At 42.1% G+C, this 15,504-nt stretch carries 16 protein-coding genes; 7 read left to right on the top strand and 9 right to left on the bottom strand.

The genetic code is table 11. The features are described from left to right. Nucleotides 1–4 precede the first annotated feature (4 nt). On the bottom strand, nucleotides 5–1,438 hold the full coding sequence (locus tag ACX17N_RS05310) for a pyridoxal phosphate-dependent aminotransferase (protein ID WP_458891515.1): 1,434 nt from the start codon (nucleotides 1,436–1,438) through the stop codon (nucleotides 5–7). 229 nt (nucleotides 1,439–1,667) lie between these two features. Here ACX17N_RS05310 and msrB point away from each other — a divergent pair, with 229 nt between their 5' ends. The 4 genes from msrB to ACX17N_RS05330 are packed head-to-tail and all read left to right on the top strand — an operon-like array spanning nucleotide 1,668 to nucleotide 4,115. Next, a complete protein-coding gene (gene msrB / locus ACX17N_RS05315) occupies nucleotides 1,668–2,087 on the top strand; it encodes a peptide-methionine (R)-S-oxide reductase MsrB (protein WP_458891516.1) in 420 nt (139 codons plus the stop codon). Further along, nucleotides 2,084–2,566: a glutathione peroxidase gene (locus ACX17N_RS05320; protein ID WP_458891517.1), complete on the top strand. Its 483-nt coding sequence runs from the start codon at nucleotides 2,084–2,086 to the stop codon at nucleotides 2,564–2,566. The genes msrB and ACX17N_RS05320 overlap by 4 nt, the downstream gene beginning before the upstream one ends. Before the next feature lie 5 nt (nucleotides 2,567–2,571). Continuing rightward, on the top strand, nucleotides 2,572–3,456 hold the full coding sequence (locus ACX17N_RS05325) for an AraC family transcriptional regulator (RefSeq protein ID WP_458891518.1): 885 nt from the start codon (nucleotides 2,572–2,574) through the stop codon (nucleotides 3,454–3,456). 41 nt (nucleotides 3,457–3,497) lie between these two features. Continuing rightward, nucleotides 3,498–4,115 carry a LysE family translocator gene (locus tag ACX17N_RS05330; protein WP_458891519.1) on the top strand — a complete coding sequence of 206 codons (618 nt, stop codon included), beginning with the start codon at nucleotides 3,498–3,500 and terminating at the stop codon, nucleotides 4,113–4,115. 380 nt (nucleotides 4,116–4,495) lie between these two features. On the opposite strand, the gene dapC is transcribed toward ACX17N_RS05330, so the two are convergent. The 5 genes from dapC to ACX17N_RS05355 all read right to left on the bottom strand — a co-directional run bounded on the left by dapC (nucleotide 4,496) and on the right by ACX17N_RS05355 (nucleotide 10,931). After that, complete coding sequence (gene dapC / locus ACX17N_RS05335) at nucleotides 4,496–5,665, bottom strand: succinyldiaminopimelate transaminase (RefSeq protein WP_458891520.1); 1,170 nt, start codon at nucleotides 5,663–5,665, stop codon at nucleotides 4,496–4,498. A 25-nt stretch (nucleotides 5,666–5,690) separates the two neighbouring features. Further along, nucleotides 5,691–8,357 (bottom strand): [protein-PII] uridylyltransferase, encoded by a 2,667-nt coding sequence (glnD, locus tag ACX17N_RS05340; RefSeq protein ID WP_458891521.1) that lies wholly within the window; start codon nucleotides 8,355–8,357, stop codon nucleotides 5,691–5,693. A 26-nt stretch (nucleotides 8,358–8,383) separates the two neighbouring features. Further along, the gene (gene purT / locus ACX17N_RS05345; RefSeq protein WP_458891522.1) at nucleotides 8,384–9,598 is read right to left on the bottom strand and encodes a formate-dependent phosphoribosylglycinamide formyltransferase; all 1,215 of its coding nucleotides are present in this window, start codon (nucleotides 9,596–9,598) and stop codon (nucleotides 8,384–8,386) included. 237 nt (nucleotides 9,599–9,835) lie between these two features. Then, entirely contained in the window at nucleotides 9,836–10,183 is a 348-nt protein-coding gene (gene ygaH, locus ACX17N_RS05350) for an L-valine transporter subunit YgaH (protein ID WP_458891523.1), read from the bottom strand. Then, on the bottom strand, nucleotides 10,173–10,931 hold the full coding sequence (locus ACX17N_RS05355; protein ID WP_458891524.1) for an AzlC family ABC transporter permease: 759 nt from the start codon (nucleotides 10,929–10,931) through the stop codon (nucleotides 10,173–10,175). The genes ygaH and ACX17N_RS05355 overlap by 11 nt, the downstream gene beginning before the upstream one ends. Nucleotides 10,932–11,031: 100 nt before the next feature. On the opposite strand from ACX17N_RS05355, the gene ACX17N_RS05360 reads away from it, so the two are divergent. Then, nucleotides 11,032–11,523 (top strand): hypothetical protein, encoded by a 492-nt coding sequence (locus ACX17N_RS05360; protein WP_458891525.1) that lies wholly within the window; start codon nucleotides 11,032–11,034, stop codon nucleotides 11,521–11,523. A gap of 138 nt (nucleotides 11,524–11,661) precedes the next feature. Next, nucleotides 11,662–11,874, top strand: coding sequence for a hypothetical protein (locus ACX17N_RS05365; protein WP_458891526.1), 213 nt, complete (start codon nucleotides 11,662–11,664; stop codon nucleotides 11,872–11,874). 88 nt (nucleotides 11,875–11,962) lie between these two features. On the opposite strand, the gene ACX17N_RS05370 is transcribed toward ACX17N_RS05365, so the two are convergent. Continuing rightward, nucleotides 11,963–12,661 carry a Crp/Fnr family transcriptional regulator gene (locus ACX17N_RS05370; protein ID WP_458891527.1) on the bottom strand — a complete coding sequence of 233 codons (699 nt, stop codon included), beginning with the start codon at nucleotides 12,659–12,661 and terminating at the stop codon, nucleotides 11,963–11,965. A 97-nt stretch (nucleotides 12,662–12,758) separates the two neighbouring features. On the opposite strand from ACX17N_RS05370, the gene ACX17N_RS05375 reads away from it, so the two are divergent. Continuing rightward, nucleotides 12,759–13,298: an Mpo1 family 2-hydroxy fatty acid dioxygenase gene (locus ACX17N_RS05375; protein ID WP_458891528.1), complete on the top strand. Its 540-nt coding sequence runs from the start codon at nucleotides 12,759–12,761 to the stop codon at nucleotides 13,296–13,298. 171 nt (nucleotides 13,299–13,469) lie between these two features. On the opposite strand, the gene ACX17N_RS05380 is transcribed toward ACX17N_RS05375, so the two are convergent. Then, nucleotides 13,470–14,099, bottom strand: a complete 630-nt coding sequence (locus ACX17N_RS05380) for a superoxide dismutase (protein WP_458891529.1) — start codon at nucleotides 14,097–14,099, stop codon at nucleotides 13,470–13,472. Between the two features lie 306 nt (nucleotides 14,100–14,405). Next, on the bottom strand, nucleotides 14,406–15,497 hold the full coding sequence (ychF, locus tag ACX17N_RS05385; RefSeq protein WP_458891530.1) for a redox-regulated ATPase YchF: 1,092 nt from the start codon (nucleotides 15,495–15,497) through the stop codon (nucleotides 14,406–14,408). Nucleotides 15,498–15,504: the final 7 nt, after the last annotated feature.

Raw genomic sequence — 15,504 nt, forward strand, 5'->3', positions numbered from 1 at the left:
GGATTTAAGCTCGTAATTTTGCCAAGAAACGGCTGACGCGGGTTAAGGCTTCACGTAATTCATTTTCGGCAGGTAAGAACACCACACGGAAATGATCTGGAGTCGGCCAGTTAAAGCCTGTGCCTTGAACCAACAAAACTTTTTCAGCACGCAGTAAATCTAGCATGAGCTTTTCATCATCCTGAATAGGATAAACTTCTGGATCAAGTTTAGGGAAGCAGTACATTGCACCTTCAGGTTTAACACAAGACACACCAGGAATTTCATTCAGCATTTCCCACGCAATATTGCGTTGTTCGTACAAACGACCACCCGGACGGATTAAATCGTTAATCGATTGATAGCCCCCTAATGCAGTCTGAATCGCGTACTGTGCTTGATGGTTGGCACACAAACGCATAGACGCCAGCATGTCTAAACCTTCGATATAGTCGAGTGCACGTGATTTATCGCCCGTAATTGCCATCCAGCCTGAACGATAGCCTGCAATACGGTAAGCTTTAGACAAACCATTGAACGAGATACATAGTTGATCGCCAGCCAAAGCTGCGACTGAAACATGTTCAATGCCGTCATAAATAATTTTGTCGTAAATTTCGTCTGCGAATAAAATCAGATCATGTTTTTTCGCTAAGGCAACAATTTGTTCGAGTACATGACGTGGATATACTGCCCCAGTTGGGTTATTGGGGTTAATAATTACAATACCACGCGTATTTGACGTGATTTTACTTTCCATGTCGGCAATATCTGGATACCAGAAATTTTCTTCATCGCATTTGTAATGAATCGCTGTACCACCCGATAAGTTGACTGCCGCAGTCCATAGTGGGTAGTCAGGCATTGGCACCAGCATCTCATCGCCATCATCCAATAAGCCTTGCATCGCCATAACGATGAGTTCAGAAACACCATTACCGATATACACATCATTCACATGCATATCAAAGATGCCTTTTTGCTGGTAATACTGGCAAATGGCTTTACGTGCAGGGAAAATCCCTTTGGAGTCTGTATAACCGACCGCATTCGGCAGGTTTAAAGCAACGTCATTAATAATTTCTTGTGGCGCCTCAAAGCCAAAGGGCGCGGGGTTACCAATATTCAGCTTGATAATCTTGTGACCTGCTTCTTCCATCTCGATGGCCGCTCGTAACACTGGTCCGCGAATGTCGTAGCATACATGCTCGAGCTTAGACGATTTTTTTATTTCGCGTGGAGTTTGAATAGTGTTTGGCATTTTGATGTTCTCGGAAAGAGTGGGGGTCACTTTTGCATAACGATATAAATAGCTTTTGAATGTTTCAGTTGTTACAAGGTCGAGATTATGTTCATCTCTGAGTAATGCAACAATTTTTTCATGCGTATATCCCGCCTGTTGATATTGTTTAATCACAGGCAATAGATGTTTAAACATAACGCTCTTTTTTTGCGACATTCTTTAATCCTGAGCAAGAATGCCCATAAGAATAGCACCAATGTTGCTCACAAAAAAGCATTTCTAAAATAAAAATGCTCACTTTTATTTTTAGTTTGCTTACTTTTTGCTTTTGGTGAAAGTATAAGTCTTTTGTAAATTGTTAAGTAAAGACTAGAAATTTTAGAGTGAATCACGTAAATATAAGATTATCCTATTTTTAAACAGCAAGATAGAAAGGGAAGTAATCATGGGAAAACTCAATAAAACAGACCGTGAATGGCAAAGAGAGTTATCTCCAGAAGAATTTCGTATAACTCGACAAAAAGGAACAGAACCAGCTTTTACGGGGAAATACTGGAATACCAAGCAAGAAGGAACGTATGTATGTCGTTGCTGCGGAACACCGTTATTTTCGTCGACGACGAAATATGACAGTGGTTGCGGCTGGCCGAGCTTTTTTAAACCCATTGTTGGAGGGGCAATTGATGAAATGCCAGATAGCTCACATGGTATGGAAAGAACGGAAATCGTTTGTCATCATTGTGACGCACATTTAGGGCATGTTTTTGAGGATGGTCCACAGCCGACAGGATTACGCTATTGCGTGAATTCGGCTTCATTAGAATTACAATCACAAGAAAAAAATGACGAGGAAACCTATCCATGACCAGCATATATCAGCTTGAAGCTGAGTTGTTAGATGGAAGACCTAAATCTTTTGCCGATTATGAGGGGAAGGTTTTATTAATCGTAAACACAGCGAGTAAGTGTGGTTTTACCCCGCAATTTGCTGGTTTGGAAAAATTATATGAGAAATATAAGTCACAGGGTTTAGAGGTGCTTGGCTTTCCATGTAATCAATTTGGTGGGCAGGACCCAGGTTCAAACGACCAAATTGGCGCTTTCTGCCAGAAAAATTATGGGGTGACTTTTCCAATGTTTGCCAAGGTGGATGTGAAAGGCCCCGAAGCACACGCCATTTTTCGCTATTTAACCAATAACAGCAAAGGCATTTTAGGCAGCGGTATTAAATGGAACTTTACCAAGTTTTTAGTGGGTAAAGATGGAACGGTCTTAAACCGTTTTGCACCCACCACAAAACCAGAAGCCTTAGAAGAAGAAATCGAAAAGGCATTACAGCAGTAAAGGTAATGTCGAATAGATTGCAGCATTCCCAAGACGTCTGCAAAGCTCAGCTTGAGTTTTGGAGTGATTCAAATATGCCTTATGTGGAAACACGTAAGGCATGTCATAGCCGAGCCTGCTATCGTGCACACAGTCATCCAACATTTTCTATTGGTGCGGTAGACATTGGTCAAAGTGTTTTCTCCAGTTCTTTTGTGGGGACTCAGCATATTGAGTCGGGAACACTGGTTTTAATTCCTGCCCATGTTGAGCATGCCTGTAACCCTGAATCTAATCAGACTTGGAGTTACCAGATGATGCATCTGGATCAGCTCTGGTTGGCGCAATTGTTAAAAGAAACACAACACGATTTTCGCTGTGATGCTATTCCCCAATACAAGCCTCAACTTTATAAAAATAAGCAGCTTTATTTCATTTTTTGTAATTTAAATGAAAGTTTATTCAATACAGATTTATCTTATTGGCATAAAGAACAGTTGTTGATTCAAACCTTAACCACATTGTTGTTTCCACAGCTGCACTTAGAGTTACTTGACGAAAATAGCTATGCACAACAGGAGTTTCAATCGCTACTCGCATGGGTGAATACAAGTGAGGAAATACTGTCTTTACAGCAGTTGTCGGAACAGTGTGGCTTGAGTCGCTATGCGATTATTCGCTTATTTAAGACGAAGCTAGGCTTAACGCCGCATGCCTACCAACTTAACCAAAAAATTAATCAGGCTCGTAGCTTGTTGCGGCAGGGGGCTGATATTGCTGAACTCAGTTATCAATTGGGTTTTAGCGACCAGAGTCATTTTCAGCGTGTTTTTAAACAGTTATCGGGTACGACGCCAAAGCTTTATCAAAAGCAGCACCGTCGCGCAATTTTATACAAGAATTTAATTTAAGCACGCTCTAGGCTTGTCTCACGATTTATTTGAGATGAGTTATGGAATTATTTTTATTTATCGCATTGACCCATTTTATTGCTCTGCTTGCTCCCGGACCAGACTTCTTCCTCATATTCATCAATTCAATGAAATACGGAACGCTATCGACTCGCTATACCGTGTATGGAATTGCAGTTGGGAATGCACTGATTTTAATACTGATCTTTATTTTGTTGTGGTGGTTGGGGCAAATCGATGTCTTGATTTTACAATTGTTGCGCTGGTTAGGCATCCTCTACTTGTTATATCTTGCGGTGCAATGTTTTCGTGAGCATGCTGAAAATAGCCTGATTTCGGCTCAGCATGAAATGCGAATAAAAGTGTCACGGACTTTGTGTTTTACTCAAGGTTTACAGTCCAGTGTGCTGAATCCTAAAAATGTGATGTTTTATAGCAGCCTGATTTTATTGGTGTATGCTCAATTTAATCCGCAGCAGTTGGCTTTGATTAGTCTGTGGATGGTGAGTGTTGTTTTACTCTGGAATTTAGTTTTACTCAAGCTTCTGGCTTGGAATGGCTGGCGTTCCTTCTTAAAGACACGCTCTCGGCTTTTATATCGAGCCACAGGTTGTTGCTTTGTTGCATTTGCTTTAATCTTAATGCTATTCACGCCTTAACTATTGTCATTACAGCTTAGCGCATTGCAGTTTAAGTGAAGCGAGGAGGGGTGACTGAAATTTAGAACTCCTCGACTAAAATCCTAATGCTCAAATTATGGGTGATTCATAACAAAAAAAATTACAGAGAAGATTTTAACGAGAGTCTGAATGCCATTTTTTCCCTTGCTATTGCTGCTGATTGCGCTCGGCATCCAAGGGATTTGCAATTTATTATTTTTTACAGTGTATCAGCTCAATGTTAGTGCAATACAAGCAGCATGGGTTCAAGTTTATTTTTTCTTTGATTGTGGCTGTGCTGTACTTAATGGTGATTATTTTTGCGCAACCCATTGAGGGTTAACGAAGGTGAAAAATCACCCTCGCTAACGGTCGAAGACTTATAAAATCGCTTTTAAACGTGCAATCACTTGCTCACATTGAGCAATGTCCGCAACCAATGCCAGGCGCACATGGTTTTCACCCGGATTGCCTGTTGCGGTATCACGTGATAAATACCGTCCTGGAAGCACTTTGACATGTGCTTTTTCCATCAGCATTTTGGCAAAAGTTTCATCATTGTCGACTTTGAGCCAATAATAAAAGCCTGCATCTGGTTTTTTTAGCGGCAATAAGTGACCCAATTCCGACTGGAATAAGTCAAATTTCGCGCGGTACTGTTTGCGGTTTTCTTCGACATGGGCTTCATCGTCCCATGCTGCGATAGAGGCTAGTTGATGCTGCACAGGCATTGCTGCGCCGTGATAGGTGCGATACTGCAAATATGGCTTTAACAAAGCGGCATCACCCGCGACAAAACCTGAGCGCATGCCTGGTAAATTCGAGCGTTTGGATAAAGAGTGGAACACCACACAGTTTTTATAATCATGACGCCCAATCTCGGCACAGACTTCTAATAGACCTGTTGGAGCTTCATCAAACCAGAGCTCTGAGTAACATTCATCTGATGCAATGACAAAGCCATATTGATCAGAAAGCGCAATTAGTTTTTTAAATTGTTCTTTCGACAGGACTGCGCCTGTTGGGTTGCCCGGTGTACAAACAAAGAGTAATGCCGTTTTTTCCCAGACTTCAGCGGGTACAGCATCAAAGTCACCGAGGTAATTATTTTCTTCAGTACAGTTAATGAAATAAGGTTCTGCACCCGCCAATAAGGTTGCACCTTCATAAATTTGATAGAACGGGTTTGGCATCACCACATAAGGTTTTTCTTCACGATTAATCAAGGCTTGCACAAATGAGAAAATCGCTTCACGCGTACCTGAAACAGGCAGAATTTCTTGTTCAGGATTAATTTGATTGAGATGAAAACGACGTGTGAGCCAGTGAGCAATACTGAGGCGTAATTCTGGCAGACCTTTGCTGTTTGGATAAGTTGATAAGTGATGAAAATTATCAATGATGGCTTGTTTCACAAACTCAGGTGCAGGGTGTTTTGGTTCACCAATTGAAAGGGGAATCAAAGGTAAATCTGCTGGTTGTACATCCTGAAAAAGTTTATTTAACTTTTCAAATGGATAAGGATGTAATAAAGACAAACTAGAGTTCATGAAACAAATACCCGAACGTTAAAAATTAATGATGACTACACACTTGATTCGATGCTTCATCCAAAGCCAGTTTTAATTGGTTGGAGAAAAGCGCTGCTTCGGTTTCTGTCATAGGTGACCCATCTTTTTTGGTCACAAAGAAAATATCTTCTGCACGCTCACCCAAGGTCGCAATTTTAGCAGAATGAATGTCTAAGCCCTGCATCATAAACAGCCCACCAATTTTGGCAAGTAATCCGGGGTGGTCAAGTGTAGAAATTTCCACCATATTCTGCTGTAAAGCTTCGTTTAGGGTGACATCAACGGTATTTTCAATATCAAAATGGCGCAGTTGGCGCGGAATACGGCGCTGCATTAAGCCTGGGTATTTATCCGATTGACGCAAGGCAGACGTTAATGCGTGAATTACTGTGGCTTCACGCTCAGGGTCTGTGAGCAATGTTCCAAAGCGATCTAAGACCACATAGGTGTCTAAGCTAAAGGCCGTACTGGCAGTGATAATGCGCGCATCCTGAACATCCAGATTCATGCGGTCTAAAATCGCCACCGTAGTTGCAAATAAGTTTGGCTGGTCACGTGTATAGATAAAGATTTGAACGGCATCTTGTGCGGACTTACGGTGCGCACGCATTAACACCAATGGATCAGGATTATCGCCATGTTCTAAAATGGCACGGGTATGCCAAGCAATTTCATCGGCAGATTCTTTAATAAAGTATTCATCACCAAGCTCTTGCCAGACTTTTTCCACTTCAGCCAAAGCAAAGTCATTCACCAGCATTTCACTGGCGGCAAATTTGGTGTCTTCGATCAGCATTTGATAATCGACTGGACGTCCCAAACCTGTACGAATAATGTCGCGGGCGTGGGTGTAGAGCTGGCGCATTAAAGAGGCGCGCCAAGAGTTCCAGAGTTTTGGATTGGTGGCATTAATATCGGCAACAGTGAGGGTATAGAGATAATCTAAATGCTCCATATCTCCGAGTTTTTCCGCAAAATCTTTGACCACATCAGGATCAGAAATATCTTTTTTCTGTGCGGTGAGCGACATGAGTAAGTGATTGTGGATGAGCCATGCCACCAGTTTACATTCACGTTCGGTAAAGCCATGTACTCGACAGAATTCAATCGCATCTTCCGCACCCAGTTCACTATGGTCACCGCCACGGCCTTTGGCAATGTCATGAAATAATGCAGCTAAAAATACAATGTCACGTCGAGCTAGACGCTGAAAGACTGAACTGACGACAGGGAAATCTTTAGCAAACTCAGGCTCTTTAAAGCGGTTTAAGTTGCGTAACAATAACAGCGTGTGTGCATCGACGGTATAAATATGGAACAAGTCATATTGCATTAGGCCCATAATTTGCCCGAATGCGGGAATGTAGTTACCTAAAACACCATAACGCTTCATGGCAACCATGGTGTCATATAAGCGATAGGGTGAGCGAATAATCGCCATAAATAGCGCTTGATGCTCAGGATTGTCGCGATAGGCTTGGTCAATACGTTTAGCCGCTAAAATCAGTAAGCGTAAAGTTCGTGCACGAATACCTTCAATGTCTGGTCGATTAGCGAGTAAATAAAATAATTCTAAAATCGCACTTGGGTTTTCTGAAAAAATCTTATGGTGTTGAACGGCTAATTTGCCATCGACCAATTTAAAGTTGTCGTTAATTTCGACAATTTGGCGCTCATACTGCGGCAGTCGAGGCGTGATCACTGACTCATTAAAATAGGCCAGTAACATTTCATTTAGGGTAGACACCTGTTGTGCAGTGCGGTAGTACCGCTTCATGAATTGTTCAATTGGATAATTGGGGGATTTATCTTCTTCTCGAACGTAGCCAAACATGGCCGCAATGTCACGTTGATAGTCAAACAGTAGGCGGTTTTCATCCCGCTTGGTGAGGCGATGTAAATGATGGCGAATTTCCCACAGGAAGCTTTCGGCTTCTTCAAGTACGCCCAACTCAAATTCAGAAATAAAGCCTAAATGCACCAAGTCATAAATACGATTTACACGGAAATGACGCTTGGCTATCCAGCCAATTTGGTTGATGTCACGGATGCCACCTGGGGCATTTTTAATATCGGGTTCTAAATTACTTTCAGTATTGTTATGTTGCGCGTAGCGTCGATGTTGTTCTTCCATTTTGGCATCATAGAAGGTTTTATCGGTCCAGGTTTGCGACACAATACGGCGTGGCCAACGAGCCAAATGTTCATTGCCGATAATCAGGCGAGCTTCAATCAGGGTGGTCGCAACGGTCAAATCATTGGTGGCTTCTTCGACACATTGGCGAATGCTGCGGACACTAATCCCTGGCTTAAAATTACCAACATCCCATAACGATGAAATAAAGGTCGAAATCAATTTTTCTTGATCTTCGGTAATTTCATCTTCCGACAAGATCATAATATCGACATCGGAATAAGGCAGCATCTCACGGCGACCATACCCCCCGACAGCAAACAGACCGAGACTGGTTTGGTCGAGTTCAGCATGTTGCCAAAGAAACTGCAGTGCTTCGTCAATAAGATTTGAACGTGCTGAAATCACTTCACGAATCGGCTGTCCATGTTCAAAACCTTCCTGTAGTTGCTTTTCTACATCGGTACGCCATTGGTTAATCGCTTGGATATCATGGTTACTTTTGACGTAATTCAACAAAGGAGAAGTATTGATCATGAACAGTGGTCCGTAATAGGTATAAGTTAGTTCTGGTTCACAGTGACTTGATCTGCGGCTTGTTGTGCCAGTTCACGTGCTTGATCAGTTGTTTCAGCACGTGCTGTTGCAACACCCATGCGGCGGCGTTTAAACCCTTCAGGTTTTCCAAACAGACGTAAATCAATGTTCGGGTTTGCCAAAGCAAGATTTAAGCCAGAGAAGGAAAGATTGGTGTCATCAACGCCTGCATAAATGACAGCACTCGCAGCAACACTGTGACGTGCCGTATTTACCGGCAAGCCTAAAATTGCACGGGCATGCAGTTCGAATTCGCTTTGATATTGAGAGGCTAAAGTCACTAGGCCAGTATCATGTGGACGTGGTGAAACTTCACTAAACCACACTTTATCGCCTTTGACAAACAATTCCACACCAAAAATACCGCATCCGCCCAAGGCTGTGGTGACTTTGTGCGAAATGCGTTTTGCTTCTTCTAAAGCCACGGCAGTCATGGCTTGGGGCTGCCAGCTTTCTACATAGTCGCCAGAGTCTTGACGGTGGCCAATTGGGTCGCAGTATTGCGTTTCAATTTCACCCGTTTCTGCATTTTTCGCACGGACAGTTAAAAGCGTAATTTCAAAATCAAAATCAATTTGTGATTCAACAATCACTTTACCCTGATTCACACGACCGCCAGTTTGCGCATATTCCCATGCAGCATCCACTTCAGCGAAACTTTTGACACGAGATTGTCCCTTACCTGAAGAAGACATAACTGGTTTAACAAAGTTTGGATAACCGATGTCATCACACGCTGCGCGGAACGATTCCAATGAATCAGCAAAGCGATAAGCCGAAGTCGGCAAGCCGAGTTCTTCCGCGGCTAGGCGACGAATGCCTTCACGGTTCATGGTGAGGTTTACGGCTTTTGCAGAAGGAATAACGGTGGCGGTGTTTTGCGCTTCAATTTCGACCAGAACTTCAGTTGCAATGGCTTCAATTTCAGGAACAATCAGATGCGGTTGTACTTGTGCGATTAATTGTTTTAATTCTTCAGGATCTGCCATGTTTAAAGTATGTTGATAATGAGCAACTTGCATGGCAGGAGCATGGTCATATCGGTCAGCTGCGTGTACTTCAACACCCAAACGTTGCAGTGAAATCACCACTTCTTTTCCTAGTTCACCTGACCCTAAAAGTAGAACTTTAAATGCAGAAGATTGAAGGGGAGTACCAATAGTCACGCTCATGTGATTCATCCTTGCGTAAATGGGCTTTAAGCATAGCAGAACTCAGAGTTGTGTTCAGGTCGGATTCACACAAAATCCTACGATTGTCGAACAATTTTTGTTAAGTCTAAACTTTGGCAAGGGCTGTGATTGAAAGGAAAAAACCTTTACTTTCATAAAGTAAGTTTATTTCATATGGAAAGTTGATCACTGTGGTGCAAGACCGCCAGTGATCAATTTGGTTATGAATTGTCCGTTCAAAATTAATTAAAAATGAAAGGGGACGTAGGTATAAATCAAGCCATAGACCAATGCCGCAGTTAAGGTCGCAGCTACAATTCTTTTAAATTTAAAATACAAGCCAGTCAGTACCAAGAAGCCAATTAGCATTGCTAAACTCTTATTCGGTGTTTCCAGTAATGGCGGTAGGGTGGCGACTACCAGCATGGAACTGATGGCTGAAATCCCGATTGATCCCAAAGCAATTTTTAACCAGAGTGCACCGCGTTTTTGTGAACCTTGCTGGAATTTTTGAATGACAAAAAAAGGCCCAAAACGTGAGGCAAAGTTGGCAATTCCGACCACAATACCAACCAGAATAATTTCAAGATTCATGAATGTCTCCTGCATGTTCAGCATCTGGTTGCTTTAACACATAATGTTTGAACAAACCTGCAAAAATTCCAGACGAAATCCCAATAAAAATTGCCGCAGATAAATCAATGAAATAACAGGCGACCGCGGATACTAAAATGGTCACACTCACCACAAAAGTATGCTTTTTCTCGAAGGCGGCGAGCAAGAAACTGAGGAATAACGCAGGTAATAAGAAATCCAGTGCTGCTTGTAAAAATTGCGGTAGATTGCTGACTTGATCGGCAAATAGGCCACCTAAGAATGACCCTGCTGCCCACGACAACCAGCTAAACAAGCTCAGTCCCAGCATCCAAGATTCGGACCATTCCTGACGTCTCTGCGACAGTTTAATCATGCCTGAAGCAAAGACTTCATCCGTCAGTCCCCAAGCCCAGATGGCTGTTTTTTTTAGGTTTAAGCGGTCTTGAATTAAATTTTGCAGGGCGGGACCATAGAGTAAATGTCGAATATCCAAAGCAATTACGGTTAAAGCCGTCATCCAAATGGAAGTTCCACTACCCAGCAGGGCAACCACTAAAAACTGGCTGGCACCGGCATACATGGTACACGACAGAAATAACGCTTCCCAAGCACTAAAACCGAACTGGGTTGCAGACACCCCAAAAGCAAAAGAAACAGGAAGATAAGTAAAAATAATCGCTTGGCTATCTTTGGCGCCCTGCCAAAAACCTGCCTGATGCGTGGGTGTTAATTTGTGTTGTGACACGACACACCTTGTTAGAGTTAAACGATAGGTCAAATAAGATTGTGTATTGTATCTGAATTTACTAGCATAGTACCTAATAGATTGTTGTGGTGATGCCCAAATGCGAATACTTAGCGCGCCTGTTCTTGTAGTTTCAGTATTGTGTAGCAGTTTGCTATTACAAGCCTGTGGTCAGTCCTCAGATCATGCTGAAAAGAAAGCCGAAATTAAAGCTGCGCCAAAGTTAAGCAATGATGCAACCAGTTATGCTCATGAAGCATGGCGTTTTATGAATGAAGCAGACCCTTATGTTTACCGTAAGCAGCGCAATTTGATTGAAGATAATGTCCGGAAACCTGCACGTAAACTGAGTACAGACTGGCGCATTAACGTCAAAATGACGGACTCTGTAACGGAAGGCAAATATGCCTTATGCCGCAAAGCACTGACTAGCCTAGATGTTTGGGCGCGTGAAACGATGGATAATTCGGCAACAGTTTCGCAGAAAAAAGCCGATTACGAGCGTGATAAAGCCCAGTGTAGAGATGCTATAGAACATCCAGAACTCGGCAATACCGATCCAAAGAAAAAAGCCTTTAGCTCGGGCTCTTAACGGAGTAAACGTAAACTGTTGTATGGTCTGCCTAAGGCTTACCATACAACTTCTATGCGCGACATGATTAATAGGAAATAAGAATTACAAGATAAAATCAAAGCATTATCCCATCGCGATAAAAAGAGTATAATTTATGTGAAATATCTCATTTTATTGCTACAAGGTTATCGTACAGTGCGTCAATTATCACTTCTTGGTTTTAGTGTTTTATTTCTCTTGAGTCTTACAGTGAATGCTGGAATGATGCAGCCAAAATCACATCTTGCTTTACATTATGCTGTTGCACATGAAGTTGCCCCATGTAGCAATGGTTTTGATGACGTAAATGTGTGCAAGCTAAATTCTTAAGTTGATATGTTTTAGTGCACCTGAATTTCTATGCACCAATTAAGTGAAGAGTAATGCACCAAAAAGGACAAACCCAAATTATTGGATGCTAGCTTTGTGCTGTATATGCCAGTTGATGCAGCAGTGCTTGATCAATAATTTCAATTTTTCTAAAGGCAAGTTTTAAGATGCCTTGCTTTTCTAAAGCTTGTAATTCCTGATTTACGGTCTGTCTTGAACAGGTCAACATTTGCGCCAACTGTTCCTGACTCAGTTGAATGACGTTATTTTCAATCAGCACATGATTCCCATAGCCTTGCAGAATCAGCATTAAACGTAATGCTAACCTTTGACGAATGGTTTGAGTCTGAATGGAAATTAATTCTAAGAATGCCATGCGCAGTTTTTGGCTGGTGAGTTGCGCAATATGAAACCAAAACTGTGGTTGTTGTTGTAATAAGCGATATATGGCCGCACTGGGAATATGTAAGATGCGAACTTTCTGAACCGCAATTGCATCATGTGAGCGTGGCTGTTGGTCAATTAACGAGATTTCCCCAAACCACATAATTGGCTCGACAATCGCAGCGATTGATTCCGTACCCTCTATATCAACATAGCCCAAGCGTACAGCACCATCTAAAACAGCATATATGCCATTAAATGCTTCACCAGAATGAAAAATGGCTTGCTCTTTGTCATAGTGCCGAATTTGGGCCTGCTGCAAAATAAAATCTTGAAAGATGGGGGGCAGGGCTGAATACCAGCGGTTATTGGCAAGATGCTGAATATCATTGGGGTGGAGCATCTGTTGCATCCTTCTAGGCACAAATGTCGTGTAGCTGACAACTGGAAAAATGAGTTTTTTATATAGTGAAGGCATGAATTTAGCAAGGATGACCCGAATGAGCAAATTAGAACAGTTGCTAAGCCAATATGCAGCTTATCATCTTGATCATAAAAATATTTTTACCCATTTTATTGGTATTCCGCTGATTGTATTTTCCATCCTGTGTTTGACTGCACGTGCAGGATTGAATATTTCAGGATTTCAACTGACCTTAGCCTTGCTGCTGATTGTGCTGAGCTGTGTCTATTATTTGAAATTAGATATTTGGTTTGGTGGCATCATGCTCCTAATCTTTTCTGCCGTGTATCCTTTGGCCTTGAAGATTGCAGCATTGAATTTAAGTGCATGGTTGATATGGAGTATCGGTCTGTTTGTGGTGGGGTGGGTGTTCCAGTTTGTCGGGCATTTTTATGAAAAGAAAAAACCGGCATTTGTGGATGATTTGGTGGGATTAATGATCGGCCCATTATTTGTCTTGGCAGAAGCCGTGTTCTTGCTTGGTTTTCGACAAGGACTACAACAGCGCATACTCGAGCAGGCAAGAAAGCAAAGATCAGCCATGGACGCCAAGCCACGACATCTTTCCTCAAACTAAAATAAATACCCGTCCAATGTGTTGTGTATAAACATATTGGACAGGGTGGTTGGTGCATGTTTATGTTAAAGAAAGTACGTGCTGAGTTTTTCCAGACAGAGTAACAGTCCACCACTCAAGATCAGCCAGCCGAATTTAACACGCAGGCGATGAAATGAGGACATAGGCATTTCAAATACTGACAGCATGTGATTCAAGCGCCTGTTCATAACGCTGATTCACTGCTTGCCAGTTCACCACATTAAAAAATGCAGCAATATATTCAGGGCGGCGGTTTTGATAATGTAAATAATACGCATGTTCCCAAACATCTAAAGCCAGAATCGGGATGTGTCCATGCATCAGCGGGGAATCTTGATTGGCAGTACTTTCAACCAATAATTTCTTATCAGGGGTGACAGTTAGCCATGCCCAACCACTGCCAAATCGAGTCAGAGCTGCTTTGGTGAAAGCTTCCTGAAAGGCATTAAAGCCGCCTAATTCCGCTTTAATCGCTTGAGCGATAGCCCCTACAGGTTCTCCGCCGCCGTGAGCACTCATCACTGTCCAGAACAGACTATGGTTGGCATGCCCACCGGCATTGTTGATGACATTATTTTTCAGGTCTGCGGGGATGTCATTAACTTGAGATACCAATTGTTCAACACTGAGTTTTTCCCACACACTGCCTTGAATCGCGGCATTAATATTATTGATATAGGTTTGATGATGTTTGCTATGGTGAATTTCCATGGTTTTGGCATCGATATGTGGTTCGAGTGCATCATAGGCATAAGGCAATGCAGGAAGAACGTACGCCATAACAGTATTCCTTAATCAGTATTTATCTATATGACATAAAGTCTAGAGGAAGTTTAGATCTCTGTAAATATAATGATAATTATTATCATTATATTTAATTTAAAATAACTGCACGCTTTTAAGAAGTTTTTTTTTGAATGATTTGAAAATTCTGAGTGGAGGTAAGAAGGGAAGTTGAGTAGATTTTTTGGGGACTGATCTGATTTTTAAAGGACTTAACTGAGCCATTTTTTGAGTAAGCTGGGACATTTTCGAGGTATAAAAAAGCCAGTGATTTCACTGGCTTTTTGAAACATCTAAATGAAATTAGACATTGAAACGGAAGTGTAAAACGTCACCGTCTTGTACCACGTATGTTTTACCTTCTAGACGCCATTTACCCGCTTCTTTGGCACCCGCTTCGCCGTTGTATTGAATGAAATCATCATAAGCAATACATTCAGCACGAATAAAGCCTTTTTCAAAGTCAGTGTGAATCACACCCGCGGCTTGTGGTGCAGTTGCACCTACTTTAACTGTCCAAGCACGAACTTCTTGCACACCCGCAGTGAAGTAAGTTTGTAAACCAAGCAACGCGTAACCGGCACGAATTACCACGTTAAGACCTGGTTCTTCCATACCCAAAGCTTCTAGGAATTCTGCACGGTCTTCATCTTCAAGTAATGAAATTTCTGCTTCGATTTGGTTGCAAAGCGGCACCACAATCGCATTTTCTTCAGCAGCGAGTTTTTGCACTGCTTCTAAATGCGGGTTGTTTTCGAAACCATCTTCAGCCACGTTGGCAATGTACATGGTTGGTTTTAAAGTCATTAAACCAAAACCACGTACCAATTTACGTTCATCATCATCTAGCGTAGCAGCACGTGCTGGTTTGCCTTCATCTAATAATGGCAGAATTTTGTCTAAAACAGCTTTCGTTGCAATGGCTTCTTTGTCGCCACTTTTCGCTGATTTTGCTAAACGTGTAACGGCTTTAGTTACAGTTTCCAAGTCAGCCAGTGCAAGTTCCGTATTGATGGTAGCAATATCATCTAATGGGTCAATTTTACCATTCACGTGAATGACGTTCTCGTCTTCAAAACAACGCACCACGTGTGCAATCGCATCCGTTTCACGAATGTTGGCAAGGAACTGGTTGCCTAGGCCTTCACCTTTAGATGCACCAGCAACCAAACCTGCGATGTCTACAAATTCCATCGTAGTTGGAATCACACGTTGTGGTTTTACGATTGCAGTTAATTTGTCTAAACGTGGATCTGGTACAGGAACAATGCCTGTGTTTGGTTCAATGGTACAGAACGGGAAGTTTTCTGCCGCAATTGCTGCTTTAGTTAACGCATTGAAAAGGGTAGATTTACCAACGTTCGGCAAGCCGACAATACCGCAATTAAAACCCATGAAATGA

Source organism: Acinetobacter sp. GXMZU3951, assembly GCF_054457875.1.

Bases quoted from the DNA above. Each gene is read 5' to 3' on its own strand.
- glnD (WP_458891521.1), bottom strand. From the start codon at position 8,357: ATGATCAATACTTCTCCTTTGTTGAATTACGTCAAAAGTAACCATGAT.
- ACX17N_RS05320 (WP_458891517.1), top strand. From the start codon at position 2,084: ATGACCAGCATATATCAGCTTGAAGCTGAGTTGTTAGATGGAAGACCT.
- ygaH (WP_458891523.1), bottom strand. From the start codon at position 10,183: ATGAATCTTGAAATTATTCTGGTTGGTATTGTGGTCGGAATTGCCAAC.
- ACX17N_RS05370 (WP_458891527.1), bottom strand. From the start codon at position 12,661: ATGCTCCACCCCAATGATATTCAGCATCTTGCCAATAACCGCTGGTAT.
- ACX17N_RS05325 (WP_458891518.1), top strand. From the start codon at position 2,572: ATGTCGAATAGATTGCAGCATTCCCAAGACGTCTGCAAAGCTCAGCTT.
- msrB (WP_458891516.1), top strand. From the start codon at position 1,668: ATGGGAAAACTCAATAAAACAGACCGTGAATGGCAAAGAGAGTTATCT.
- purT (WP_458891522.1), bottom strand. From the start codon at position 9,598: ATGAATCACATGAGCGTGACTATTGGTACTCCCCTTCAATCTTCTGCA.
- ychF (WP_458891530.1), bottom strand. From the start codon at position 15,497: ATGGGTTTTAATTGCGGTATTGTCGGCTTGCCGAACGTTGGTAAATCT.
- ACX17N_RS05310 (WP_458891515.1), bottom strand. From the start codon at position 1,438: ATGTCGCAAAAAAAGAGCGTTATGTTTAAACATCTATTGCCTGTGATT.
- ACX17N_RS05330 (WP_458891519.1), top strand. From the start codon at position 3,498: ATGGAATTATTTTTATTTATCGCATTGACCCATTTTATTGCTCTGCTT.
- ACX17N_RS05380 (WP_458891529.1), bottom strand. From the start codon at position 14,099: ATGGCGTACGTTCTTCCTGCATTGCCTTATGCCTATGATGCACTCGAA.
- dapC (WP_458891520.1), bottom strand. From the start codon at position 5,665: ATGAACTCTAGTTTGTCTTTATTACATCCTTATCCATTTGAAAAGTTA.
- ACX17N_RS05375 (WP_458891528.1), top strand. From the start codon at position 12,759: ATGAGCAAATTAGAACAGTTGCTAAGCCAATATGCAGCTTATCATCTT.
- ACX17N_RS05360 (WP_458891525.1), top strand. From the start codon at position 11,032: ATGCGAATACTTAGCGCGCCTGTTCTTGTAGTTTCAGTATTGTGTAGC.